The sequence below is a fragment of the Streptomyces sp. NH27 genome, assembly GCF_056859195.1.
In genome coordinates this window covers 1-22655 of the sequence record NZ_JACEGK010000047.1, presented here as the reverse complement: position 1 = coordinate 22655, position 22655 = coordinate 1, and the positions used below count along the sequence as shown (strand labels likewise).

Here is a 22655-nt window from a genome sequence, read left to right as displayed (position 1 = left end):
CTCCAGCACCGCCTGCGTCGCGTCGTCCACCGTGAAGTCGGGGTCGTCCAGCGCCGCACGCATTTCCGCGCTGTGCCAGAACCGCTCGTGGCCGGCCCGCCACTCGGCGACGTCGGCGTCCCCCTCCCCCTCGTCCAGGGCGTGCGCGAGGTCCACCTGCCCGAGCGGGACGACCCGTACGCCGGTCACCTCGATGACCGCGACCGGCCGGTCGTCCGAGTCGACGACCACCGAACGGTCCCCGGCCTGCGGCAGCGGGTCCCCGTCGTGCTCGTACTCGACGACGAGCCCGGTCGTGGCGGTCTTGGAGCCGTCGAGGATCGCCGCGACGAGCCGGTCGCGCAGCGGGCCGGGAAAGCCGAACTCGGCCTTCGGCAGCGTCGCGAGGTCTGCGGGTGAGAGGGAGTCGGTCGTCACGTGGTCACCGTAGCAGCCAATTCCGCCACGGTCGCGATCGTTTCCGCGCCGGCCCGGCAGGGGCGCCGTACGACCGCCGGAACGCCGCGCGGCTCCTCCCGGAGGCCCAGGGGGAGCCGCGCGACCGCCGCCGGGGCGTGGGCGGACGTTACGCCTCTTCGCCGCGGACCAGCAGGACCGATACGTGCGCGGTCTTCGCGACGCCGCGGCTCACGCTCGGGTGGAGGAGGGCGGAGATGCCCCTGTAGTGGCCGGGGCCGACCGCGATGAGGTCGCTGCCGAGCACCTCGGCGCGCTCGATGAGGATCGCGGCCAGTTCTTCGCGCAGGCCCTCGTCGACCTCGCCGTCCGCGGTGATCCCGTCGCCGCGCAGCCGCGCGACCGCCTCGTCCACGACGCGGCGGCTCTCCGCGCTCTCCTCGACCGGCACCACGGTGCTGGCGATCGCGCCGCCGATGACCTGGGAGGGCCGGATGTGGATCACCTGGACCGCCGCACCGGTGAGCTTGGCGAGGGAAGCGACGGCCTCGACCACGGCCGCACCATGGGACGAGCCGTCGACGGCGGCGAGGATGTTCTTGTACATGGGTCCGACTTCCTTGTCCGTACGGGGGTCTCGCGGTTCGGCGGGCCCTCCGCTTTGTTGAGCGGCCGGGCCCCTTGATCCATTCCGGTTTCCGCAGTGGCGTCGGCCACTCCTCCGCGCGGCCCGCCGGCCGGGCCGGTCATGGACTCGGGGTCCCTCGAACCGTCCGTTTTCGTCCGTGGGTCTCGACGGAGCGGCGGTGCGCCCCTTGAATGAGAGGCGGGCACAACCCGGCCCGGCAGGGCGACGGTCGAACGACGACGAAGTCGGGATGACGATGGCGGAGATGGGAGCGCTCAAGCGGCGCCGGACGCTGCTGGAGCACGAATGGGCCCGGGTGGTACCGCAGTTGCGGTCCGCCGGGCGTGGTGCGGCGGGCGGGCCGCCGGTCCGGGCGGAGGTCACCGAGTCGTGGGCGCGCTCGCTGCCGACCGTGGACCCGGGCCGGGAGAGCGCGCCGCCGGCCGCGGGCGGCCGCACCGCCGGCTGGCCGCGTTCCCCGCTGTACCGGCCGGTCACGGACCTGACCGCTGAGCTGCTGAGCATCGCCGAGGACGCCGGTTTCGTCGCCGCGGTGACCGACGAGGCCGGCACCATCCTGTGGACCTGCGGCGGCCGGGTGATGCGGCGCCGCGCGGAGCGGGTCAACTTCGCGCCCGGCGGCCGGTGGGACGAGGGCGCGATGGGCACCAACGCGCTGTCGCTGGCGCTGCGCAACGGCCACCCCAGCACCGTGTTCTCCGCCGAGCACCTGGTCGCGGCCCTGCACGGCTGGGTCTGCTACTGCGCGCCGATCCACGGCCCGGACGGCCGGGTGCTCGGCGTGCTCGACCTGTCCACCACCTGGGACCGTTCCCACCCGCTGGCGCTGCCGACCGTACGCACCCTGGCCGCGGCGATCGAGGCGCGGCTGCGGGACGGGGCGGAGGCGGCACCGGCGGGCGTGGAACTGCGCTGCCTGGGCTCGGCGCGGGTGACCCGGGCGGGCGCGCCGCTGCACCTCCCGCCGCGGCAGTTGGAGGTCCTGGCGCTGCTGGCGCTGGAGCCGGGCGGTTTCACCCCGGAGCGGCTGCGCGAATCGCTGTACGGCGACCGGCAGGTGACCGCGTCCACGTTCAAGGCCGAGGTGTCGCGCCTGCGGCACGCGCTGGACGGCGCGGTCGCCACGCGCACGTACGCGCTCACCACACCGATGGTGTGCGACGCCGTCGAGGTGCTGGAGGCGCTGGGCCGCGGCGACACCGAGACCGCGGTCGAGCGCTACCGCGGCCCGCTGCTGCCGCTGTCGGAGGCGCCGGGTGTGGTGGCCTGGCGCGAGCACCTGGAAGTGGTGGTGCGCGAGGCGGTGCTGGCCGCGGCCCGCCCGGAGTACGCGCTGCGCTACGGCGAGCGGGCGCCGTACGACACGGAGGTGCACGAGCACGCGCTGCGGCTGCTCGGGCCGGGCGACGTGCGGCGCGGCATCGCGGTGAGCCGGATCGGCGCCTCCCGCCGCTAGCGAGGTGCGGTGCCGCGGCCAGCGGGGGTGCGGTGCCGCGGCCAACGGGGTGCGGCGGCGGGATGGGGTGCCGCCGGCGGGAGCCGGGCACTCGGGCACCCGGCACTCTCCGGGCATCGGCGTACCCGGGCGTCTGCGCCCCCACGCCCCCACCCCTCCGCGTCTCCGCGCCAACCTTTCGCCAACCTCGGGCGGCCACAGTGGTCATGTCGTACCTCTGCGTACTCTCAGGAGCCCCACCATGGTCTACGCGCAACCCGGCACCGAAGGCAGCATCGTCAACTTCGCCGCACGTTATGACAACTTCATCGGGGGCGACTGGGTCGCGCCCGTCGAGGGCCAGTACTTCGACAACCCGTCGCCGGTGACGGGCGAGACCTTCTGCCATGTCGCCCGCTCCACCGCGCCGGACATCGAGGCCGCACTGGACGCGGCGCACGCGGCGGCCGGCCCGTGGGGCCGTACGTCCACAACCGAGCGCGCGGTGATCCTCAACAAGATCGCCGACCGTATCGAGGAGAACCTGGAGAAGCTGGCGGTCGCCGAGACCTGGGAGAACGGCAAGCCGGTCCGCGAGACGCTCGCCGCGGACCTGCCGCTGGCGGTGGACCACTTCCGCTACTTCGCGGGCGCGATCCGGGCGCAGGAGGGCTCGATCGGGGAGATCGACGCGGACACGGTGGCGTACCACTACCACGAGCCGCTCGGCGTGGTCGGGCAGATCATCCCGTGGAACTTCCCGATCCTGATGGCCACTTGGAAGCTGGCGCCGGCGCTGGCCGCGGGCAACTGCGTGGTGATCAAGCCGGCCGAGCAGACCCCGGCGAGCCTGCTGCTGGTGATGGAGCTGATCGCGGACCTGCTGCCGGCGGGCGTGGTCAACGTCGTCAACGGCTTCGGCGTGGAGGCCGGCAAGCCGCTGGCGTCCAGCCCGCGGGTGGCGAAGGTGGCGTTCACCGGCGAGACCACCACCGGGCGGCTGATCATGCAGTACGCCAGCGAGAACATCATCCCGGTCACGCTGGAGTTGGGCGGCAAGAGCCCGAACATCTTCCTGCCGGACGTGATGGCCGCCGACGACGACTTCCTGGACAAGGCGGTCGAGGGCTTCGTGATGTTCGCGCTGAACCAGGGCGAGGTCTGCACCTGCCCGTCGCGCGCGCTGATCCACGCCGGGATCTACGACGAGTTCATGGCCCGCTGCCTGGAACGCACCCGGGCGATCAAGGGCGGCAACCCGCTCGACCCGGCCACCATGCTGGGCGCGCAGGCCAGCAACGACCAGTACGAGAAGATCCTCTCCTACATCGACATCGGCCGGCAGGAAGGCGCGGAGGTACTGACCGGCGGCGCCAAGCGCACCGTCGAGGGCCTGGAGGGCGGCTACTACATCGAGCCGACGATCTTCCGCGGCACCAACGACATGCGGATCTTCCAGGAGGAGATCTTCGGCCCGGTGGTATCCGTGACCACCTTCGACTCCGTCGACGAGGCACTCAAGCTCGCCAACGACACGCTCTACGGCCTGGGCGCCGGGGTGTGGACCCGCGACGGCAACACCGCCTACCGGATGGGCCGGGAGATCAAGGCCGGCCGGGTGTGGACCAACTGCTACCACGCCTACCCGGCGCACGCGGCGTTCGGCGGCTACAAGAACTCCGGGATCGGCCGGGAGAACCACAAGATGATGCTGGAGCACTACCAGCAGACGAAGAATCTTTTGGTCTCCTATAGCCCGAAAAAGCTCGGTTTCTTCTAGAAGTCCAGGAAGATGCGCCCGACTTGGCCTCATGCCCGGTCGGGCGCATCTCCGCGGCCATCAGCGGCGAGAGAGCGCACGCCCTGAATCCTCCCGAATTCTCCCACCGGTATCCCGCTCCGGCGTTTGCAGATCCGGCTGCGCCATGACTCGACGGCCGGCGTCAGCCGTACACGAGCAGGTGGTCACACGTGGTCGTGCCGTCGTGGAGCGAGTCGTCGCTGCTGAGGACGTAGAAGGTCCCGGCGAATCCGGCGGCCGTCATCTTCGGCACCACGATCAGTGTCTGCCTCGCCATGTCCAGCCCGGCCGGGTTCACCACGTACCGGTACAGCAGCGTGAAGAGGTTCTGCCCGAGGTCGTGCAGCTTGAGGACCCGGTACGTGCGGTCCCCGGAGCCCTGGGTGCCGGTGACGGGTGCCTGGCGCTGCGGGGCACCCCACTGTGCGGGTTGCGTGACGATACGGCCCATCGTTTCGAGGTCCTGCAGCCGCGCCTGCGTACTCGGCCGGACGCCGGCCATGTGGATATGCAGCTGCTGGAGTTGCCGGGAAATCGCCGAGTTGATCCCCAATCCGATATTCGGTCGAGAGCGGAGATGCAGGAGCGCCCGCAGTGGCCGGCAGCAACGACCACGGGACCCCGGATCCGCAGGTAGAACCTCGTTCGACCGGTCCGCGCCGGCATTCCGCGGCGTACAAGGCGAGGATCCTGGCCGAGTACGCGACCTTGGACATGCAGGGCAGGGGGGCCTTGCTGCACGGGGAGGGCCCGCACTCGTCGCCGATCACGAACTGGCGGCAGCAGCAAGACAAGGGTGCAACGCGGGCGCTCGCGGGCGTGCGGGCGGGGAAGCGGTGCGGTCGGAGCAGCAGTGCGAGGGTGCTCGACTCACTCGGGGTGGACGAGGCGATGATCCGGCGGGGCGCGTCGATCCCGTCCGTCGCCGGCATGCGCATGCCCATGAGGGCGACGTCGGGGCACGACCACCGCGACAGCCTCGCCGGGACTCGCCGCATTTCAAGACTTCGGACACCGCATCCGGATCGTCCGATCATTGATGCGGGGGGGATTTCCCGGAGCATGAAATGGGCTGCCCACAAGGGGGGTTGTACGTTTTTTCAAGATCGAATATCGGGAATGGCTCAAATCTTCTTTTGTCTTGAATCCAGCTTTGTGCCGTGGCTGACGTGTGGGAGAGTTCCATCCACATCAGCTCACACGGGAACGTCTCTTTCGAGGGAGGGCACTGTGGCCGGCTCATCGTTCCGTGCGCGCCGTGAGCCCCTCCGTGGCACCGCGCCGCCTCGCACGTGGCGCGGCGGCCCGCCCTTCGCCCGCCGGCCGCGCCCGCCGAATAGTTTGCCTGAGCTATTCGCTCCCATGGCCGTGACTTGACGTCCGGTCCGCCTTCTCGGCGAGAAGTCACCCCCCTCGGTCCTCGTCTTTACCCGGGGAAGTTCTACACGCGTCGTCCGCGTGAATATCGATCGGATCAGCTCTGCCGCAACGATCAGACCGGTTCCTAGAATTCGGAGACCGCCGTGGTCAGTCAGCTCACTTCAGCGTCACCCGGAATCCTGCCTGCGACGGGAGCGGAAGGCCCACGCTATTTCGTGCTGGGACCGGTGACGATGCTCCGGAACGGCCTGCCCTGCACCCCCAGCGCCCTCAAACAGCGGGCCCTGCTGGCCTTGCTGCTGCTGTCCGCCAACGCTCCCGTTCCGACCCACCGGCTGATCGAGGGGCTGTGGGGGACCCGCCCGCCGCAGGCCGCCGCCGCGACCCTGCAGATGTACGTCTCCGGACTGCGCCGCGCCCTGGACCCCGAGCACGGCGCCGCCCACCGCGACCCGCGGCACCATCCGGTGCTGCGCACCGAGGCGAACGGCTACCGGATGCGGGTGGCGCCGGGCGAGCTCGACCTCGACCGGTTCCGCACCCTCACCGCGGCCGGCCGCCGTCACCTGGCCGAAGGACGATGTCGGGAGGCGGGCGAGGCGCTCGGCCAGGCGCTGGCAGTGTGGCGCGGGCACCCGTTCGCCGACCTGGAGCACTCCGGCCGACTCGGCTCCTACGCGGTGCGGTTGGAGGAGGAACGTCTCTCGGCGCTCGGCGAAAGCATCGACGTCGTGCTGTGCCGGGGCAAGAGCCACGAGATCAGCGATGTCATCGGTGAACTGCACGAGTTGTGCGCCGCCCATCCGCTGCGGGAGGCGTTGCACGAGCAGTTGATCCGGGCGCTGTGCCGGGTCGGCCGCCGCGCCGAGGCGCTCACGGTCTACGCCCGGGTGCGCGGCATGATGATCGCGGAGCTCGGCATCGAACCCGGCCCGGGGCTCAGAGCGGCCCAACTCGTCGCCCTGGAAGCACGCGAGCCCTACGGGAGCGGGCATCTGCACTGCCGGTGACAGACCGCCGGGTGGGGGCGGAGCTCCGGGCGGTGACGTAACTCCGGGCGAGGGCGGAGCTCCGGGCGGCGACGGGGGCGGCGACGGCGACGGCGACGGCGACGGCGACGGAAGCGTCCGCGGCGACGGGGTCCGGGTCACCGTGGCGCCGCCACCTGGTCCAACTCCCCCGCGGCCCCGGCGGCGCCGCCCCCCTGCTCCTCCGGCGCCGCCAGCCGCCACCCGAACCGCCGCCGGTAGTGGACCAGGGGATCACAGTCCGCCGGGTCCAGCACGCAGCGCACCACCTCGCCGACCACCACGGCGTGGTCGCCGTGGTGGAGGACCGCGGTGGACGCACATCGCAGGTACGACGGCACGTCCGCGAGACGCGGCACCGGACCGTCCCAACTCCACCGCGTGTGGGCGAACTTGTCCGCGCCTCGGCGGGCGAAGAGCTCAGCCGTCGCACGGTCCGTGTCGCTCAGCAGATGGACGCCGAAGACCGCACCGACCGCCAGCGCCGGGCAGGCGCGGGCGGACTCGGCGACGGCGACCAGCACGGAGGGCGGCGCCACGCTGTAGGAGCAGACCGAGGAGACCAGCAGCCCGCAGGGTGTGCCGTCGGCCTGCCGTGCGGTGACTACGGCCACTCCGGACGCGAGGCGGGCCATGCTCTCGGTGAAGACCGCGGTCAGCGCCGCATCTGCTCCCGGCGGCACCGCCTACACCCCGGCCCGCTCGGCGCGCAGGCACGAGGCGTGGTGGACCCGGGCGTCCTCGTCGTCGGTCTCCGCCAGCACTGCCGCGAAGTCGCTCACGGCGTCGGCGAAGCGGCCCGCCGCCTCGTGCACCAGACCCCGGTTGTACCGGATGGCGGCCCCGCCGCCGATTCCGATCGCCCGGTCGAAGTCGGCCGTCGCCCTGTCCAGATCGCCTGCGCCAAAGGCGATTTCGGCCTTGACCGCCCATGCCTCGGCGAGGTCGGGGGCGCTTTCCAGAGCCGCACCGAGCGCGTCGAGTGCGGATCCTGCTTCACCCTGCTCGGCCAGCAACCGGCCCTTGAGAGTGAGCAGATGGGCGTTGCCGGGGTCCATGTCGAGGCCCGCCGCGACATCGCGCAGCGCGGACTGCGGATCGCCGAGTTCGGCGTGCACCCCCGCCCGGTTCAGCAGCGCGTCCACATTGTCGGGGTCCAGGACCAGAGTGCGGTCGAACTCGGCGAGGGCGCCCTCGACGTCCCCGAGTTCCAGCCGGGCGTCACCGCAGTTGTAGTGCGCCTCGGGGAAGGGCGGTTCCAGCGTCAGCGCGTGCTCGTAGTCGGCGAGCGCCTCCTCGGTGCGGCCCATGCGTCGCAGGATGTTGCCGCGGTTGAAGTAGTGGTCGGAGAAGTCGTCGTCGATGGCCATGACGATGGCGTAGTCCGCCAGTGCCTCCTCCAGCCGGCCGCTCATCGTGTGGACCTGGGCACGGTTGTAGCGCAGCCCCACCCGGTGCCAGCTGCGCTCGCCGAGGCCGAGTTCCTTGTCCAGCCGCTCGATGCCCTCGTCGAGCAGCCGCAGTGCCTCGTCGGTGCCGCCGGTGCGGGTGGCGACCAGGGCGAGCCCGTTGCGGTTGAAGACGGAGAAGAACGTACGCTCCTGCGGGTCCTCCAGCACCGAGGCGATGGCGATCGCCTGGTTGATCCAGGCCCTGGCCAGCCCCGGATCACGCTTGTCCGGGCTGAAGTGGCGGGCATAGAGCATGCCGGTCTCGTAGGCGAGTTTCATGTGCACGGCCGGGTCGATGCTGGTGCGCCGGGCGGCGTCCTGGAGTGCCGCGGACTCCTCCGCCCGACCCGCCGCCGCGAGCGAGACCGCGGTGTCCCGGGTGAACTCCCACCAGACGTCGGGCTGTTGCGCGGCCTCGACCAGCAACAGCCCGCGCTCGCCGTACTCCACGGCGGTCCCGTACAGACCGAGGTACTTGCAGCGGGTCTGCGCCCAGCGCAGTGCCGCGACCCCGGCGGTGCCGCGGGCACTGCCGCGTTCCAGGTGGTAGGCCAAGGCGCCCAGCCGCAGGGACGGTTGGGACTCCGCCATCGTGGCCAGTACGGCGGCGCGTGCGTCATGCAGCGCCGCGCGGCGTGCCGGGTCCAGGGCTTCGTACGCCGCGACCGTCGCCGGTTCGTCGGCGACGCCGTCGGACTCGGCGTAGGCGCGGGCGAGTTCGACCGCCGCGGGCCGGGCCGCGGCGGACTCCGGCGGGCGGCCGGGCGACGTGATCCGCTGGGTGTGTGCGAGCAGGGCCCGGGGCAGGTCTTCGGAGATCGGGCCCGGCCGCTCGGGCGGTGTGTCGGGGCCGGTGGCGACCACGACGGTCAGCAGCCGGGCGGGGATCCGTCGCAACAGCACCGCCAGGAACTCCTGGTCGGTGGCATCGGCGTGCTCGACATCGTGCACCACCAGCGTGTGCGCGGCCTCGTCGAGGCCGCCGAGGTGGCTTTCGAGGAAGTCGACCAGGCCGTGCGAGATGCGCAGCGAGTGCAGTCGCGCGGGGTACCGGCTGACCGCGACCGGCCCGGTGGCGCTCGCCTCCAGGGGACGGTGGATCGCCGGTACCAGGCCGGCCAGTTCGGGTGTCGTCTCCTGGAGTTCGATGCGGTGCCGCTGCGCGAGTTCCGGGTTGCGCCGCAGCGCTTCCGGGGCGATCGACCGCAGGAGGGTCCCGACGGCCGTGTAGGGCCCGCGCAGGTGGCGGTGCGCACTGACCGTCGCGAGCAGCGGCGGCAGCGAAAGGCCCCTGATCAGCCGGTCACGGTCGGCGCGCAACGGCGCCTGTATCCAGTAGTGGCTACTCATGAGCCTGCCTTTCGAGCGACGAAGTGACCTGTGCCTCGGGGCGTGGGGCCGTCAGGCGATGACGTGGACGGCTTCGGATCGGCGGCGGGCGCGGTCCCTGAGTGCGATCCACAGCGGGAGCAGCGTCTGCGTGAGCAGCAGGATCAGGAAGACCACCGAGTCCAGCAGCCGCAGGTCACTCGACCCGCCCGAGGTGAAGCGCTCCACGGATCTCAGGCACATGTGCGCGAAGACCGGCAGCAGCGCGAAGAGAGTGGTGCTGAGGCTGATGGTGTAGCCGGCCAGCACGAGCCACGCATACCAGCGGGCCGCCTTGAGGTCCACCGGGTGCGCCGTGCCGAGGTCGACGATCTTGTCGCGTCGGCCGAGGAGACGGTTGACCCGGTTGCGCAGGGTCCGCAGGGCGACGCCGTGCAGGTCCACGTTGCCGAGCATGGTGGTGATCAGTACGTAGATGTCGGTGCGCAGGTAGAAGAAGAACTGCCAGAGCAGACGGGTGAAGGTGGCGAAGGCCACGCCCAGGCAGACCCGGCCCGCCAGGGACGGGTGGCGGCCCGTCCCGCCGAGGACGTCCGCGAGGACCACCAGCGCGCAGAGCACCAGGACATCGGCGAGCATGCCCGCGAGGATCGGCAGGTACCGCTTGCGCCGGGGCACCGCCACCAGCCCGTCGAGAGCGGTCTCGACCACCAGGAAGTAGAAGCGGTAGGACATCGACAACCGTGAGCGGATGGCGAGTCGGCGGCCGGCCAGCGCGTGGAAGATCTCGTGCAGCGCGATCAGCGGAGTGACCGCGACCAGCAGCGTCAGGTTCACCAGGGAGTAGTACGAGCTGAAGACGAGGTCGTGCGAGCGCGGCACCAGGCTGGGCGAACGCGCCATCAGCACCACCGCCGTCAGCGCCAGTGCCGCGTAGCAGAACCACGCGTACGGCGAGAACGTGGCCCGGCCCAGGCGCTGCCACCGCAGCGGGGCCGTCTCGGCCGGCGCCTCGTCGACGGTCCTGGTGAAGCCCAGTTCCTCCAGCGCCGCCAGGACGTCCTCGACGTCCGCGCTCTCGCCGTAGGTGTCTCGGTAGCGGCGGGCGGCCTCGTCGGCGGTCGCGCCGTGTTCGAGCCAGCGCACGAGTTGGGCGCCGTCCGGCGGGAAGATCGCGTACGAGTCGATGTCCGCCCGGCCGATCGTCACACCGTCGCCGTCTTCGAGATAGACCAGCGGGTGGAAGAGGATCGGCTTCCGCGTGCTCTGGCTGGTGGCCTGACTGCTGGTGGTCTGTTCCGGCACCGCTCGACCTCGCTTCTCCGCGGCCGTCCGCAGGGGCGATGTGCCCCGCCGGCAGATGGGGGGGCGCGCCGCCGCCCGGCAGCGGGCTGCTGGACGGCGGCGAACCCTCGGCCTGGATCAGGCAGTCGGGTAGGTGTGGCAGCCCGCGGTCGTGAGACGGACGGGACCGGCCTTGCGGATCACGATCTTCTTCATCGCTGACCTCCTGGAGTGGGAAACGGAATGTGCTCCCCCACCTTCAGCGGGCCCTCCAGAACCTCACCAAACTCCCGCCAAACCCGCGCCGTCCGCGCGGCCGCGGACGCCATGGCCGACATGGCCGACATGGCCGCCCGATCGAATCCGACGGCGAATCAGCTCGGTTCAGAGTGAATCCACGCGGCCCTCTGCCTGACTCTCCGGTCGGGCGGACGGGGGCGAGGGAGCGGGTGCGGGGCGCCGGGCGGTCGGTTTTCCGGAGGCGGCGGTCGCGAGGGCGGAGCCCGCCAGGATCAGGACGAAGGCGGCCACGACGCCGGCGGTCAGCGTCTCGTGCAGGAACAGCGCGCCCGCGGTCACCGCGACCGCCGGATTGACGTAGGTGAAGACGGTGGCTCGGGTCGGACCGGCCTCCTTGATCAGTTCCAGGAACGCCACGAAGGCCACCGCGGTACAGATCACTCCCAAGCCGGCCAGGGCACCCAGGACCCGGGCGGAGGGCACCTGCGCGGGCCAACTGGCCGCCGCCGCGGGCGCGTAGACCAGTGCGGCCAACGTCAGGCAGGGCGCGGTGAGTTGGAGGGTCGGGACGTCGCGCAGATAGCGGGCGGCAATCAGAGGCGCTGTCGCGTAGCCCAGGACGGTCAGCAGCACCTCGACGAGTGAGCGCGCGTCGCCTCCGTTCAGATGGGGGACGGTCAGGACCGCGACGCCCACGAGCCCCATCGCCAGGCCGGTCACTCGGCGTGCCCCCAGGTGCTCCGCACTGCCGAAGAAGGGCGCGAGTGCGGCCCCGACGAGGGGGACGCCGGCGATCAGAAGACCGGCGGTGGAGCTGGAGAGGTGCCGTTCGGCGTCGGTGAGGGTGAACCAGGGGCCCATGATCTCGATGCACGCGAAGGCCAGCATGGGCCGCCAGTGCGCGCGGACCATGCGTACGAGACCGCCTTGGCGAACGGCGAACGGCAGCAGGAGCGCTGCCCCCAGGGCGCAGCGGGTGAACACCACCATGGACGGGGACACCGCGTCCACCGCCACTTTGATCATCAGGTAGGGGATCCCCCAGACCAGTCCCATCAGGCAGAACAGGGCCCATCCGCGTGCAGTCATGCGGGCAGTCTGGGCGCGGTCAGAAGGCGGTGTCTTGAACGCTGTTGCGGTACACGGCGGGGGTCACCCCCAGCACCCGCCGGAACCAGCGGGTCAGGTGGGCCTGGTCGGCGAAGCCCACGAGCGTCGCGACCTCGGCGGGACGCAGCCCGGTCTCCAGCAGTCCGCGGGCCCGGGAGACGCGGTACTGGGCGAGCCAGGCGTACGGCGGTATTCCCATCGTTGTTCGGAAGGCCCGCAGCAACTGGTAGCGGGACAAGCCCAGTTCGGCCGCGAGGTCGGCGAGGGACGGCGGGGCGGTCAGCTCGTCGGCCAGGCGGTCGCGGACGGTGTGCGCGATATGGCCGGCGCCGGGCACAAAGTCGCTCGCCGCGCCGGCCGTGGAGTGGCGTCGGACCAGGGCCGCGAGCAGCCACGGCACCCGGGAGTCGGCTTCCAACGGGTCCGGGCAGGCGCTGAGTTCAGCGTGTGTCAGGCGCAGTGCGGCGGCCAGTTCCGGATCGTCGAGCACGGGGTCGCGGAAGTGCGGCAGCCCGCCGAGCACGCCCTCGGTGAGCAAGGAGGGCTCCGCGTACAGGGCGCGGTAGGCGTAGCCGTCGGCTGCGGCGGGTCCGCCGGTGTGCACCTCACCCGGCGCCAGCACGACGATCGACCCGGGGCCGCACCGGATCCGGCCGCCCCGGTAGTCGATGACCTCGCGACCGCCCACACAGACACCGATCGTGAACTCCTCGTGGGCGTGCGGAGCGTAGACGTGGTCCTCGAAGCGGGCGGTGAGCAGATCGAGCGGCGGGCCGCATCGGCCCAGCCGCGCCCTGGTCCAGCACGTCTGCTCCCGAGTGCCCATGTCGCGCCCCTCCCGCCGCACGGCCACAGCGGCGTCCTGTCGTGTTGTGGCGTTGTCGTGCGGGTGCCAAGAGCGCCCTGGGCCGGGAGATCACTGCCCGGGCGGAGGAGTGGACGCGCGCTTCGGGCCGGCGGCCCCGCGAGTGGGCGGAGGGCCACCGGGCTGCGCGGGCGCCCAGCCGCGCAGGGTCGCGTCGATCGTCGACCGGAACGCCCGGTCCAGCGTCGCGGAGTCCAGCGCCCCGGCCAGTTCGAGCGACACCAGCCCGTGCAGGGTCACCCACAACGAAAGGGCGATCAGGGTCGGTTCGCCGGTGAGCGCCGAGCCCGCCACGGCCCGGTCGATCGCCGCGAGCAGCGGCCTGACGGGGTCACGGGTGCCGACCTCGCCGGAGGGGTCGAAGCGCTGCACACCGCCGAACAGCACGGCATAGAGGTGGCGGTGGGCGACGGCCCACCCCCGGTACGCGGCGGCCAGCGCGCGCAGGTCGGCGAGCGGGTCGTCGGACTCCGCGATCGTCGACAGGTCCTGGAACAAGCCGGCGACCGCCCGGCCGCGCACCTCGGCGACCAGCCCGTCCTTGCCGCCGAACAGCGTGTACACCGCCCCCGTCGATGTCTCCGCGGCGGCCGCCAGGGCCCGGACGGTGACCCCTTCCGGCCGGTGCGTGGCGAACATCTCCGTCGCGCGTGACACCAGCCGCTCTCGGACAGCGTCGTCGTTCGTTCGCGGCCTTCCCATGCCGAGCAGTCTACCCAGTTTGGTAACGTCGTTTTGGAACGCCGTTTCAAACCCGCGATGCCGATGCTCGCCGAGTGCTCCTCCCAGGTCCGCGAGTGGGAGACCACGGTCCTCGCCGACGACCCGGCGATCCAGCGCACCCAGTACATGCCCGGCGTCGGACACCACATGTGGAACGGCCTGGACGACAACGACCAGAGGGCCGCCGCCGTCATCGGCGACTTCCTCCAGGACCGGCCCGCGCCCCTGCCGAACTACCCGACCCGCGCGGACATCCCGGCCTTCCTCCGCGCCCACAAGTGACGCCGGTCGACCTCCGTGCCTCGCCGGCCGTCCTGCTCGTGGTCAACGCCTCGGGCAACGGCCTTGGTTGTGACCGGCGCGCCGTGCTTCACCCGCGGGCGGGGCTGCTCCACCCCGCGGGTCGGCGTCGCACTCCCTCATCGATACCCGTCGAGGGTGGGAGCCTGTTCGCGGGCGTGCCCGGTCACGCCGTGGGCTGCGGCATCCGCATGGCCGCCTGCCTCGTTGTGGAAGATCCGCCCGTCGGATATTCGGCGGACCGGGTCATCGTGAAATGTCCTCCGGTTGTGGTGACTCGGCCTGATGCAGTGCGCTGCGGCCGAGGACTGCGCGGACGCGCGCCGATGTCCTGGACGCCGTCTACGCCAAGCATCCCGAACGCTTCGTCCGCAAGGCCCCCGAGCCACCCAAGCTCCCGCAGGCCGCCTGGATCAACAAGCCCGACCAACCCCGACCGGACGAGCAAACGATCCCAGCACAGGGATAGAACGATCTACCTGCCTTGATCGCGTTGACAGGTTCCGGCGCCGGTGGCCATCCCCAGCAGGCCGCGGCGGGACAGGGATCTGGAGAGCTGTGGATCGTTCATAGCGGGACAACCCCTCTGGTGTTCGCACGTGAAGGAGGCTCCGGACGACCGGCGTCGAGTCCGGCTGTGGCCCCCCAGGGGCGGACCGGGCCGCCGAAGTAGTGGTGACCTTGTTTGCATCGTGTTAACGTGTCAACTATCGTCACGAAGTTTGTGGCCCAGCAGAACCCTCGGCGTCGTGACCCCCAACGAGTCCCCGCGCGGCTACATTTGTCATGTCAAATTCGAAGGAGTGAGATGGGCAACGCGCCGCTGTACCAGCGCATCAAGGCCGAACTGCGGGCTGCCATCGCCCGGGGGGAGTACGAGCCGGGGAGTCCGTTCGTCACCCAGCGCGAGCTGTGCGAGCGCTACGAGGTGAGCACCACCACCGCGGTCAAGGCCCTGAACGACCTGGTCGCCGAGGGTCTGCTGATCCGCCAGCAGGGCCGGGGCACATTCGTGGCCGAGCGGGGGGTGCGCGGACCGGCGACGAACGTGCCGTCCTCGATCGCCTGCATCGTGCACGGCGTGGCCGGGTCGTACGTGTCGACGATGGTCAGTGGTGTGGAGTCGGTGTGCTCCGAGCTGGGATACCGGATGTACCTGGCCGACACGGCGCGCCCCGGCCAGAGCGCTTCACCGGAGCGTGAGGCGGGTGCACTGCGCGAAGCGCTGGACAGCGGGGTCGCGGGGATCGTGCTGTACCCGGTGCAGGGCCACGCGAACGGCGACCTGATCATGGAGATCCAGCGGCGGGGTATCCCGCTGGTACTGGTCGACCGGTACCGCTCGGACATCCCGACCGACGTCGTCGTCGTGGACAACTTCGCCATCGGACACGAGCTGACCCGGCACCTCATCGCCGCCGGCCACGAGCGCATCCTGACGCTGTGGAGCGAGATCGACGTGACCAGCGTGTGGGACCGGCTCAGCGGGCACGTGAAGGCGCTGCACGAGGCCGGCATCGCCGTGCGCCCGGAGTTCACCTTGCTGCGCAACTTCCACGACCTGCCAGAGGACGGACGGCGCGCGCTGCTGCGCTCGGCCCTGGGCAGTGCGGAGCCCCCGACGGCCGCGCTGTGCTCGAACGGCTTCGTGGTGGCTGCCGCGGCCGCCGATCTGGTCGCCCTCGGGCTCAGCGTGCCGAACGACTTCGAGCTGGCGGGCATGGACGACGACGACCCCTTCGACCTGCTGCCGCTGACCGCCTTCGCGGCCCAACTGCCCAACCGGGAACTGGGCGCGACAGCCATGCGGCTGGTGGCCCAACGGATCACTGAGGGCGAAAACACCACCGGACCGCAGCGGATCATGCTGCCGACCACCGTACGAATCCGGGACCGGTCATCCGCACACCTGCGCGTCGTGGGCGGCGCGACGGCGAGCTGAACCGCCGGCGCAGGCCGCAGACGCCAACCCGGGCAGCCGGCACGGTCGGTCTTGACGTTTTGAATGCTGCCCGGCGCGTTCTGGCAACGAGCCGCCGGGGCGGCGTCCGCCCATGAACCTACCTGGTCGCGGCGACCGCCTGATCGAACGCTGCGATGCTCGCCACGATGCTCTGGTCCGAGGGTGGGGTGCGCGTCCGCGACGGACGCATGAGCGGTACCGCCTACGGAACCGTCGTGCTCCACGTCAGCCCGGAGTCGGCGGTCGGCGGCCCGCTCTCCCTCGTGCGGACCGGCGGATCGTCCTGGACGTCCCGGCCCGAAAACGGCTCTATATCGACCACATGCAACAGGCCGACACCGGCGCCGACCTCTTGCGACCACATGTCCACTACGTGAATGCCGGACGCCGCTTCCCCGTTGACACTTTAACGTGTCAAAGCTAGCGTCGGTGCCGCTCCCCCGCCCTCGTGCGAGCGGGGGCGAGTGCCGCCGTCACGCTCACCGCGGACCAGTCCTCGGTCGCCCACAAGATCGCGCAACGCACGGATATCCGGAAGGACCTGAGAGGGAACTCCATGCTCGACTACGACATGCCACTTGAAGAGCTGAGAACCTACCGCGCGCGGATCGAGACGCCGGCGGACTTCGACGGCGTGCACATGCCGGTGCGCGGCAAGGCTCCCGGGCTGTTCTCCGTGGGGCTCCAGGACGAGGTCTGCCCGCCGTTCACGGTGTTCGCCGCCTACAACGTGTACCCAGGGGAGATGGACGTGGCGGTCTATCCGTTCAACGCGCACGAGGGCGGTGGTGAGTTCCAGGAGGCCCGGGTGCTTCGCTGGGTCGGGAAGTGCGTCGCGCGATGAGCCTGCTCCTTCGCGACGCCCATCTGACCTACCCGCACAGCAACGGGTTCCGCGCGGACGGCGACCGCGTCGCGCTGGTCCGCTACGACCTCGACGCGGCCCGGATCATCAGCGTCCGATGGCGGCCCGGCGAGGCGCGGGACGAGCGGGTGCTGCACGAACTCCCGCCCGAAGGCTACGGAACCGACGCCCTGGTCCTCCCGGACTTCGCCCGCGACACCGGCCGGATGGCCCTGGCCCACGACGACGTGCTCTGGGTCGCCGACCCCGGCGGCGGGCTCGAACCCGTGTGGCGGCCACCGGCCGGTCTCACGCTGGACCGCCTGTTGAGCCTGACGCACAACGGGTCACACGTCGCCGTCAGCACCGAAGGCGACGGCACCTGGTCGGGCTGGGAGGTCGAGGTGTCCACCGGCACGGCGAGACGCGTCTTCGACAAGACCTGGTGGGCGAACCACATCGCCCGCAGCCCGTACGACGAGCGGTGGATCGCCTTCAGCCACGAGGGAACCGCGATCCAGACCCCCGACCGGGTCTGGGCCTGGCACCCGGAACGAGCCCCGAACGGGATGCGCGTGCTCGATCAGTACGCGATCTCCGAGAGGCCCGACACGTTCGTCGCCGTGGGCCACGAACGGTGGTGCCACCACGACCTCGCCGTGCTCGCCGTCGCCTACGGAGACAGCGAGGCCGGACCGCGCGGCCTCTACCTCGCGGCCCCCGACGGCCGTCCGCCGCGGCTGGTCAGCGCCGGAGACCGGTACTGGCACTGCGACGTCAGCCGCGACGGCCGGTACGCCGCCGTCGACACCACCGGTCCGACCGACGCGCCGGGGCGCGGCTGGCAGAACGCCGGCGGGATCTCCGACGTCCTGCTCGTGGACATGGCCGACGGCACCACCCGCCGGCTGGCCCGGACCCAGGCCACCCGGCACCCATGGCATCCACACCCGGTGTTCACGCCAGACGGCTCCGCGGTGCTCTTCAACCACCTCGGCACCGACGAACGCGGCACGGCCATCGTCCCCCTCTGATCGGCGCACGAGGGCATGACGGCTGCGGACGTGCGTACAGAATATCGGCGCACGCTCGGGGGCGGTCTCCACAGGACTGCCCTCACCGCACAACTCCCCGCTGCACTCCCGCCGTTCGGCGAAACCACAGCTCGGACACCGAAGTCCCGTTGGAGTACTGGCGGTTGTCCGTCCGGCGTCGGCGTGCCCGGTGCGGAGCACCCAGGGAGAGCTGGCATGCTGGGCCGCTGAAGTAAGACCGCCCGGCACATGGAGGGTGGGAGAAGGCGCGGGTCGAGGGCCAAGTCCGGGCGGTGCCGACGAGGGAGCCAGGGCGGAGCCCTGGTGACTGAGCAGAAGCCGTCCGGGCGAGAGCCATCGACCGGCGACGCCGCCCTCCATTTCCCGGCCGGTCCAAGCCAGTGAACATGGGAGTGATCGTTCGTGGTACATCGTCACGACAGCAGCGAAGCGCTGATCGACCCGGCGTACACCAAACGCCTGGGGTGTATACAGGTGCCGAAGAACCGGCTGCCCGACCAGGAGACGGCTCCCCAGGCGGTCTACCGCATGATCCACGACGAGCTGCTGCTGGACGGAAGCTCACGGCTGAACATGGCCACGTTCGTGACGACGTGGATGGACCCCGAGGCCGAGAAGCTCATGGCCGAGACGTTCGACAAGAACATGGTCGACAAGGACGAGTACCCGCAGACCGCGGAGATCGAGCGCCGCTGCGTCAACATCGTCGCGAACCTCTTCCACGCGCCCTCCTCGGGCGACGCGATCGGCGTGTCCACCATAGGCTCCTCCGAGGCGGTCATGCTCGGCGGTCTGGCCATGAAGTGGAAGTGGCGCCAGCGCCGCCAGGCGGCCGGGCTCTCCGCGGACCGCCCGAACCTGGTGATGGGCTCCAACGTCCAGGTGGTGTGGGAGAAGTTCTGCCGCTACTGGGACGTCGAGCCGCGCTACGTGCCGATGTCCCACGACCGGTTCACCGTCGACGCCGCCGAGACCATGACGTACGTGGACGAGAACACCATCGGCGTCGTGCCGATCCTGGGCACCACCCACACCGGCGAGTTCGAGCCGATCAAGGACATCCACGACCGGGTCGTGGCCTACAACGCCGAGCACGACACGGACATCGCGATCCACGTCGACGCCGCGTCGGGCGGTTTCGTCGCCCCCTTCCTCCACCCCGACCTGGAATGGGACTTCCGGCTCCCGCAGGTGAAGTCGATCAACGTCTCGGGCCACAAGTACGGCCTCACCTACCCGGGCATAGGCTTCGTCGTGTGGCGCTCCGCCGAGGACCTGCCCGAGGACCTCGTCTTCCACGTGAACTACCTGGGCGGCGACATGCCGACCTTCACCCTCAACTTCTCCCGCCCCGGCAACCAGGTCGTCGGCCAGTACTACAACTTTGTGCGCCTCGGCCGGGAGGGCTACACCAAGGTCATGGAGGGGCTGCGGGACACCGCGCACTTCCTCGCCGACGGCATCGCGAAGCTCGACGCCTTCGAAGTGATCAGCAACGGCACCGACATCCCGGTCGTCTCGTTCAAACTCAACGACCCGAGCAAGTTCACCGTCTTCCACGTCTCCGACGAACTGCGCCGCGACGGCTGGCAGGTGCCCGCCTACACCATGCCGCCGAACGCCGAGGAGATCGCGGTCCTGCGCATCGTGGTCCGCGAGGGCTTCAGCCTCGACCTGGCCGAGTCCCTGCTGGCCACCATCGGCAAGGCCGTCGCCCGCCTCACCACCACCCCGCCGGCCCACGAGGCCGGTTCCGGCTTCGCCCACACCTGACCGACCGCGCACTCCCCCGGGATCCCGGGCCGGTGCGCAGCCGAACCGCGGGCCGGTGCGCTGCCACCACCGTCCGTACGGGCCCGCGCTGTCCGGCGCGGGCCCGTACGCGGTTCGTCGCTCAGATGCACAAGCTGGCGCTGAACTCGCTGGGGAACGGTCCGCAGATCGCGAAGCTCAACTCGGAGATCGCGATCTCCCCGTCGTCGGGGGCGGGATCGCGCCGGGAGGCGCCGGGCAGGCTCTGCAGGGCGATCACTTGATCCATGGTCCACTCTTTCCGCTGGAGGGATCGGGTCGGTTGCGTCCCGTGCCGTCGTCGGCGCGCCCGTCGGTGGTGGCGGCGGCCGATGCCGTACGGGCCGTACTGTGGTGCGCGCTCAGGCGATCGAGGCTGAACAGCCGGTCCTCGCCCGCGTCGAGCACCTGGTCGAGGAAGAGCAGGACGCCCGCGCCGCCGCTCCACAGGTCCGCGCTGAACCGCTTGAGCTTCTCGCCGTGGAACCTGACGCCGGTGGCGCCGGGGACCGCGTACTTGAACAGGGCTCTGGCGGTGCGCAGCGCGGAGCGGGAGGATGCCTCGTCGCCGCTGACGGCAGCGTGGTCGGCGAGCGCGAAACCCAGTCCGGCCAGGCCCTGGTACAGGCCCGGCATGACCGTGTACGCGGTGCGCAGCCGCGGCAGGAGGTCGCTCTCGATGCCGGCGAGGCGGTCGTCCCCGCAGACCGTGTTGTACCGGCAGACCGCGCGCAGGATTCCGGCGGTGCCGCTGAACAGGTACGGCATCGAGCGGCGGTCGGTGGCCGACACCGGGAAGTGCGGCGACGGCGACGCGCCGGGCATCGCCCGGTCGAGTTCGTGGTGCAGCAGCCGCACCCCGCGGTCGAGGTGCCTGGCGTCCCCGGTGACCGCGGCCAGCGGGTACAGCGCCCAGGCGATGCCGCACCTGCCGTGCAGCCATCCGGTCGGGTCGTCACGCTCCAGCAGTCCGGCCGGCTCCCCGTCCGCCGGAAGCGCGGACAGCAGGCGCTCGGCGGTCTCGACGTGCCGGTGGTCGCCGGTGTGCTCGAAGAGCGACAGGTGGGTCATCGCCACCCCGGCGGTGCCTTCGGCGAAGCCGGCCCGCCGACCGGTCAGGGGGTGCTCGGTCGCGGCGGCGAGCAGGTCGCGCGCCTCGTCGAGGTCCCCGTGGTCGGCCAGCACCCAGGCGACGCCGGCCAGCCCCACGTGCAGTCCCGGCGGCAGGCTCCCGGCGGTGGCCAGCGCGTCGCGACGGAAGCGTTCGACGAGGTCCTCGTGCACGGTGACGCCGCTGTGCCGCAGCGCGTGCAGGACGCCCGCGGCACCGTAGGCGACGCACACGGTGTTGCTCGCGTACCCGTCGGGGACGGTCGGGAACAGCGTGTGCTCACGGTCCGGGTCGGCCATCGCGGTCAGGGCGGCCGCGACCTTGTCGCGCAGATCGCGGACGTGGCGGGCCGGGTCGGCCGCCACCTCCCGCGGTCCCGGCAGCAGCGCCGGGCCGTCGGCCGGGTGGTAGCGGACCGCGCGCTCCCACAGCGCCGGGGGCACCGCCATCCGGTCCTGGAGGTCGGCCCGCAGGTGCTCCAGCGAGCGGGGGCAGCGGTCCGCCGCGGCGAAGGTCGGGCCGAGCATCAGCCGGACCAGCGCCGAGATCCCGTAGTCGTCCTGGACGGCCGGGTCGTCCGTCACCCGGTGGGAGGGGGGCGCGTACCCGTCGGTGGCCACCGAGACGCCCTTTTCCCGCAGGCCGCGGGCCGCCTCGAAGTCCACCAGGCGCGGCTGGTCGCCCTCGCCGACCAGGACGTTGCCGGGGCTGACGTCGCCGAAGAGGTATCCCAGCGAGTGCAGGACCCGCACCTGCTCCTCCAGCGCGGCGATGACCGCCTCGCAGTCGGCCGTGTACCGGTCGAAGTCCGATCGCCGCGCCTCCACCTCGGTCACCGGACTGCGGGCGACCACCCAGGAGTTGAGCGTCACGCCCGTGATGAACTCGGTGACCAGGAACTCGTGTTCCCACTCACGGAAGTACGCGATCGGCTCGGGACAGATCCCGGGGTGCGCGTCGTGCAGCGTCCGCAGGGTGTCCCACTCGCGCCGGGTGCGCTCGACGGCGGTCAGGCCGTCCCAGGAGAGCCCGGTGTGGTCACGGGCCTCCTTGATGAAGACCTTCCGGCCGGTGGCGAGTTCACGGCCGGCGTAGGTCCCGCCGCCGTTGCTGTGCCGGACGGCGTGCTCGAAGGCGAAGCCGTGGAAGGAGGTCCCCTCGTCCGCCGGCGCGCTGTCGGCCGCGAACGGGTCGGTGATCCCCTCGGGCAGGTGGAACCTCGGCTCGCGGCGGTCGGCGACGAGCCGACCGCGGCCGTCCCGCAGCATCGGTGTGCTGGTGCCGTCCGGCAGGAGACGGTGCCGGGGTGTGAAGGCGCCGTAGCGGTAGTGGACCACCTGGGAGTCGCCGAAACGGCGGTCGGTGAGGATGAACTGCCCCTGCTCGGACTCCAGTCGCGCGGCGAGCGCGCTCATGAGCGCTGCGGCGGCCTGCTCGTCGGCCGGGTAGGCGACGACGAGCTTGCCGCTCTGCGTCCGGGAGGCGTGCTTGTGCTGGAGCAGCAGCACGAAACCCGCCGCCGCGACGTGCTTGAAGGGGATGTCGCGTGCGAAGCACTCGTCGGCGACCACGTCGAGGACGTCGGCGATCCGGTCGGCGCGGGCCGAGACGTGCACCTTCCAGCCCTGGTCGGGCATCGGCTGGCCCTTGCGGCCCCAGGACCGCCACAGGTGGCGGTCGAAGGACTGCCAGCCGTCCGGGACCTTCGACGGGGCGTACTCCCGGCCCCGGTCCGCGAGGGTCTCGATGGGCGCGTAGTAGTCGGCGTCGGCCATCGCGTATGTCTGTTCGATCATTGCTGCCTCGCGTTTCCCGGGCGTGGGTGAGCAGGTGGGCCGTCCGCCCACGGGGGCCGGGGCGACGCGTGTCACGGACGCGTCGCCCCGGCAGTGCCTCACGC

19 protein-coding genes and 1 pseudogene are annotated in these 22655 nt (G+C 71.3%); 9 read left to right on the top strand and 11 right to left on the bottom strand.

Going from position 1 to position 22655, the window contains the following annotated elements:
- Positions 1 to 417, bottom strand: a 417-nt coding sequence (locus AC13HU_RS06525) for an ASCH domain-containing protein (RefSeq protein WP_483040784.1), incomplete at its 3' end; no start/stop codon positions are given.
- Between the two features lie 148 nt (positions 418 to 565).
- Entirely contained in the window at positions 566 to 1003 is a 438-nt protein-coding gene (locus tag AC13HU_RS06520; RefSeq protein WP_483040783.1) for a universal stress protein, read from the bottom strand.
- Between the two features lie 271 nt (positions 1004 to 1274).
- Between AC13HU_RS06520 and AC13HU_RS06515 the strand changes: the two genes are divergently transcribed.
- The gene (locus tag AC13HU_RS06515; protein ID WP_483040782.1) at positions 1275 to 2501 is read left to right on the top strand and encodes a response regulator transcription factor; all 1227 of its coding nucleotides are present in this window, start codon (positions 1275 to 1277) and stop codon (positions 2499 to 2501) included.
- Positions 2502 to 2742: 241 nt separating this feature from the next.
- Complete coding sequence (gene adh / locus AC13HU_RS06510) at positions 2743 to 4260, top strand: aldehyde dehydrogenase (protein ID WP_483040781.1); 1518 nt, start codon at positions 2743 to 2745, stop codon at positions 4258 to 4260.
- 163 nt (positions 4261 to 4423) lie between these two features.
- Here adh and AC13HU_RS06505 read toward each other — a convergent pair whose 3' ends face one another.
- Positions 4424 to 4840: a CDP-diacylglycerol diphosphatase gene (locus AC13HU_RS06505; protein WP_483040786.1), complete on the bottom strand. Its 417-nt coding sequence runs from the start codon at positions 4838 to 4840 to the stop codon at positions 4424 to 4426.
- Between the two features lie 1054 nt (positions 4841 to 5894).
- Here AC13HU_RS06505 and AC13HU_RS06500 point away from each other — a divergent pair.
- Positions 5895 to 6671, top strand: coding sequence for an AfsR/SARP family transcriptional regulator (locus tag AC13HU_RS06500; protein ID WP_483040785.1), 777 nt, complete (start codon positions 5895 to 5897; stop codon positions 6669 to 6671).
- Between the two features lie 137 nt (positions 6672 to 6808).
- Here AC13HU_RS06500 and AC13HU_RS06495 read toward each other — a convergent pair whose 3' ends face one another.
- The 6 genes from AC13HU_RS06495 to AC13HU_RS06470 form a co-directional block, all read right to left on the bottom strand.
- Entirely contained in the window at positions 6809 to 7372 is a 564-nt protein-coding gene (locus AC13HU_RS06495) for a flavin reductase family protein (RefSeq protein ID WP_483040780.1), read from the bottom strand.
- Between the two features lie 3 nt (positions 7373 to 7375).
- Positions 7376 to 9490, bottom strand: a complete 2115-nt coding sequence (locus tag AC13HU_RS06490; RefSeq protein WP_483040779.1) for a tetratricopeptide repeat protein — start codon at positions 9488 to 9490, stop codon at positions 7376 to 7378.
- Positions 9491 to 9541: 51 nt separating this feature from the next.
- Complete coding sequence (locus AC13HU_RS06485; RefSeq protein WP_483040778.1) at positions 9542 to 10774, bottom strand: hypothetical protein; 1233 nt, start codon at positions 10772 to 10774, stop codon at positions 9542 to 9544.
- Positions 10775 to 11137: 363 nt separating this feature from the next.
- A complete protein-coding gene (locus tag AC13HU_RS06480; protein WP_483040777.1) occupies positions 11138 to 12082 on the bottom strand; it encodes a DMT family transporter in 945 nt (314 codons plus the stop codon).
- 19 nt (positions 12083 to 12101) lie between these two features.
- Positions 12102 to 12929: an AraC family transcriptional regulator gene (locus AC13HU_RS06475; RefSeq protein WP_483040776.1), complete on the bottom strand. Its 828-nt coding sequence runs from the start codon at positions 12927 to 12929 to the stop codon at positions 12102 to 12104.
- 90 nt (positions 12930 to 13019) lie between these two features.
- On the bottom strand, positions 13020 to 13670 hold the full coding sequence (locus tag AC13HU_RS06470; RefSeq protein ID WP_483040775.1) for a TetR/AcrR family transcriptional regulator: 651 nt from the start codon (positions 13668 to 13670) through the stop codon (positions 13020 to 13022).
- A gap of 57 nt (positions 13671 to 13727) precedes the next feature.
- Here AC13HU_RS06470 and AC13HU_RS06465 point away from each other — a divergent pair, with 57 nt between their 5' ends.
- From AC13HU_RS06465 to gad, 6 genes and pseudogenes are all read left to right on the top strand, one after another.
- Positions 13728 to 13973 carry a hypothetical protein gene (locus AC13HU_RS06465; RefSeq protein WP_483040774.1) on the top strand — a complete coding sequence of 82 codons (246 nt, stop codon included), beginning with the start codon at positions 13728 to 13730 and terminating at the stop codon, positions 13971 to 13973.
- Positions 13974 to 14799: 826 nt separating this feature from the next.
- A complete protein-coding gene (locus AC13HU_RS06460; protein ID WP_483040773.1) occupies positions 14800 to 15933 on the top strand; it encodes a GntR family transcriptional regulator in 1134 nt (377 codons plus the stop codon).
- Between the two features lie 188 nt (positions 15934 to 16121).
- Positions 16122 to 16378, top strand: a pseudogene (locus AC13HU_RS06455) (hypothetical protein); the annotation flags it as partial.
- A gap of 24 nt (positions 16379 to 16402) precedes the next feature.
- The gene (locus tag AC13HU_RS06450; protein WP_483040772.1) at positions 16403 to 16798 is read left to right on the top strand and encodes an acetylxylan esterase; all 396 of its coding nucleotides are present in this window, start codon (positions 16403 to 16405) and stop codon (positions 16796 to 16798) included.
- Positions 16795 to 17832, top strand: a complete 1038-nt coding sequence (locus AC13HU_RS06445; protein WP_483040771.1) for a hypothetical protein — start codon at positions 16795 to 16797, stop codon at positions 17830 to 17832. The genes AC13HU_RS06450 and AC13HU_RS06445 overlap by 4 nt, the downstream gene beginning before the upstream one ends.
- 423 nt (positions 17833 to 18255) lie before the next feature.
- On the top strand, positions 18256 to 19626 hold the full coding sequence (gene gad, locus AC13HU_RS06440) for a glutamate decarboxylase (protein WP_483040770.1): 1371 nt from the start codon (positions 18256 to 18258) through the stop codon (positions 19624 to 19626).
- A 121-nt stretch (positions 19627 to 19747) separates the two neighbouring features.
- Here gad and AC13HU_RS06435 read toward each other — a convergent pair whose 3' ends face one another.
- Complete coding sequence (locus AC13HU_RS06435; RefSeq protein WP_483040769.1) at positions 19748 to 19894, bottom strand: hypothetical protein; 147 nt, start codon at positions 19892 to 19894, stop codon at positions 19748 to 19750.
- On the bottom strand, positions 19882 to 22551 hold the full coding sequence (lanKC, locus tag AC13HU_RS06430; protein ID WP_483040768.1) for a class III lanthionine synthetase LanKC: 2670 nt from the start codon (positions 22549 to 22551) through the stop codon (positions 19882 to 19884). Before lanKC ends, AC13HU_RS06435 begins: the two co-directional genes overlap by 13 nt.
- Between the last annotated feature and the right edge of the window lie 104 nt (positions 22552 to 22655).

Coding starts and splice junctions, on each gene's coding strand:
- AC13HU_RS06490 (WP_483040779.1), bottom strand. CDS start 9,490: ATGAGTAGCCACTACTGGATACAGGCGCCGTTGCGCGCCGACCGTGAC.
- adh (WP_483040781.1), top strand. CDS start 2,743: ATGGTCTACGCGCAACCCGGCACCGAAGGCAGCATCGTCAACTTCGCC.
- AC13HU_RS06515 (WP_483040782.1), top strand. CDS start 1,275: ATGACGATGGCGGAGATGGGAGCGCTCAAGCGGCGCCGGACGCTGCTG.
- AC13HU_RS06475 (WP_483040776.1), bottom strand. CDS start 12,929: ATGGGCACTCGGGAGCAGACGTGCTGGACCAGGGCGCGGCTGGGCCGA.
- lanKC (WP_483040768.1), bottom strand. CDS start 22,551: ATGATCGAACAGACATACGCGATGGCCGACGCCGACTACTACGCGCCC.
- AC13HU_RS06520 (WP_483040783.1), bottom strand. CDS start 1,003: ATGTACAAGAACATCCTCGCCGCCGTCGACGGCTCGTCCCATGGTGCG.
- AC13HU_RS06445 (WP_483040771.1), top strand. CDS start 16,795: ATGAGCCTGCTCCTTCGCGACGCCCATCTGACCTACCCGCACAGCAAC.
- AC13HU_RS06460 (WP_483040773.1), top strand. CDS start 14,800: ATGGGCAACGCGCCGCTGTACCAGCGCATCAAGGCCGAACTGCGGGCT.
- AC13HU_RS06470 (WP_483040775.1), bottom strand. CDS start 13,670: ATGGGAAGGCCGCGAACGAACGACGACGCTGTCCGAGAGCGGCTGGTG.
- AC13HU_RS06465 (WP_483040774.1), top strand. CDS start 13,728: ATGCCGATGCTCGCCGAGTGCTCCTCCCAGGTCCGCGAGTGGGAGACC.
- AC13HU_RS06500 (WP_483040785.1), top strand. CDS start 5,895: ATGCTCCGGAACGGCCTGCCCTGCACCCCCAGCGCCCTCAAACAGCGG.
- AC13HU_RS06480 (WP_483040777.1), bottom strand. CDS start 12,082: ATGACTGCACGCGGATGGGCCCTGTTCTGCCTGATGGGACTGGTCTGG.
- AC13HU_RS06435 (WP_483040769.1), bottom strand. CDS start 19,894: ATGGATCAAGTGATCGCCCTGCAGAGCCTGCCCGGCGCCTCCCGGCGC.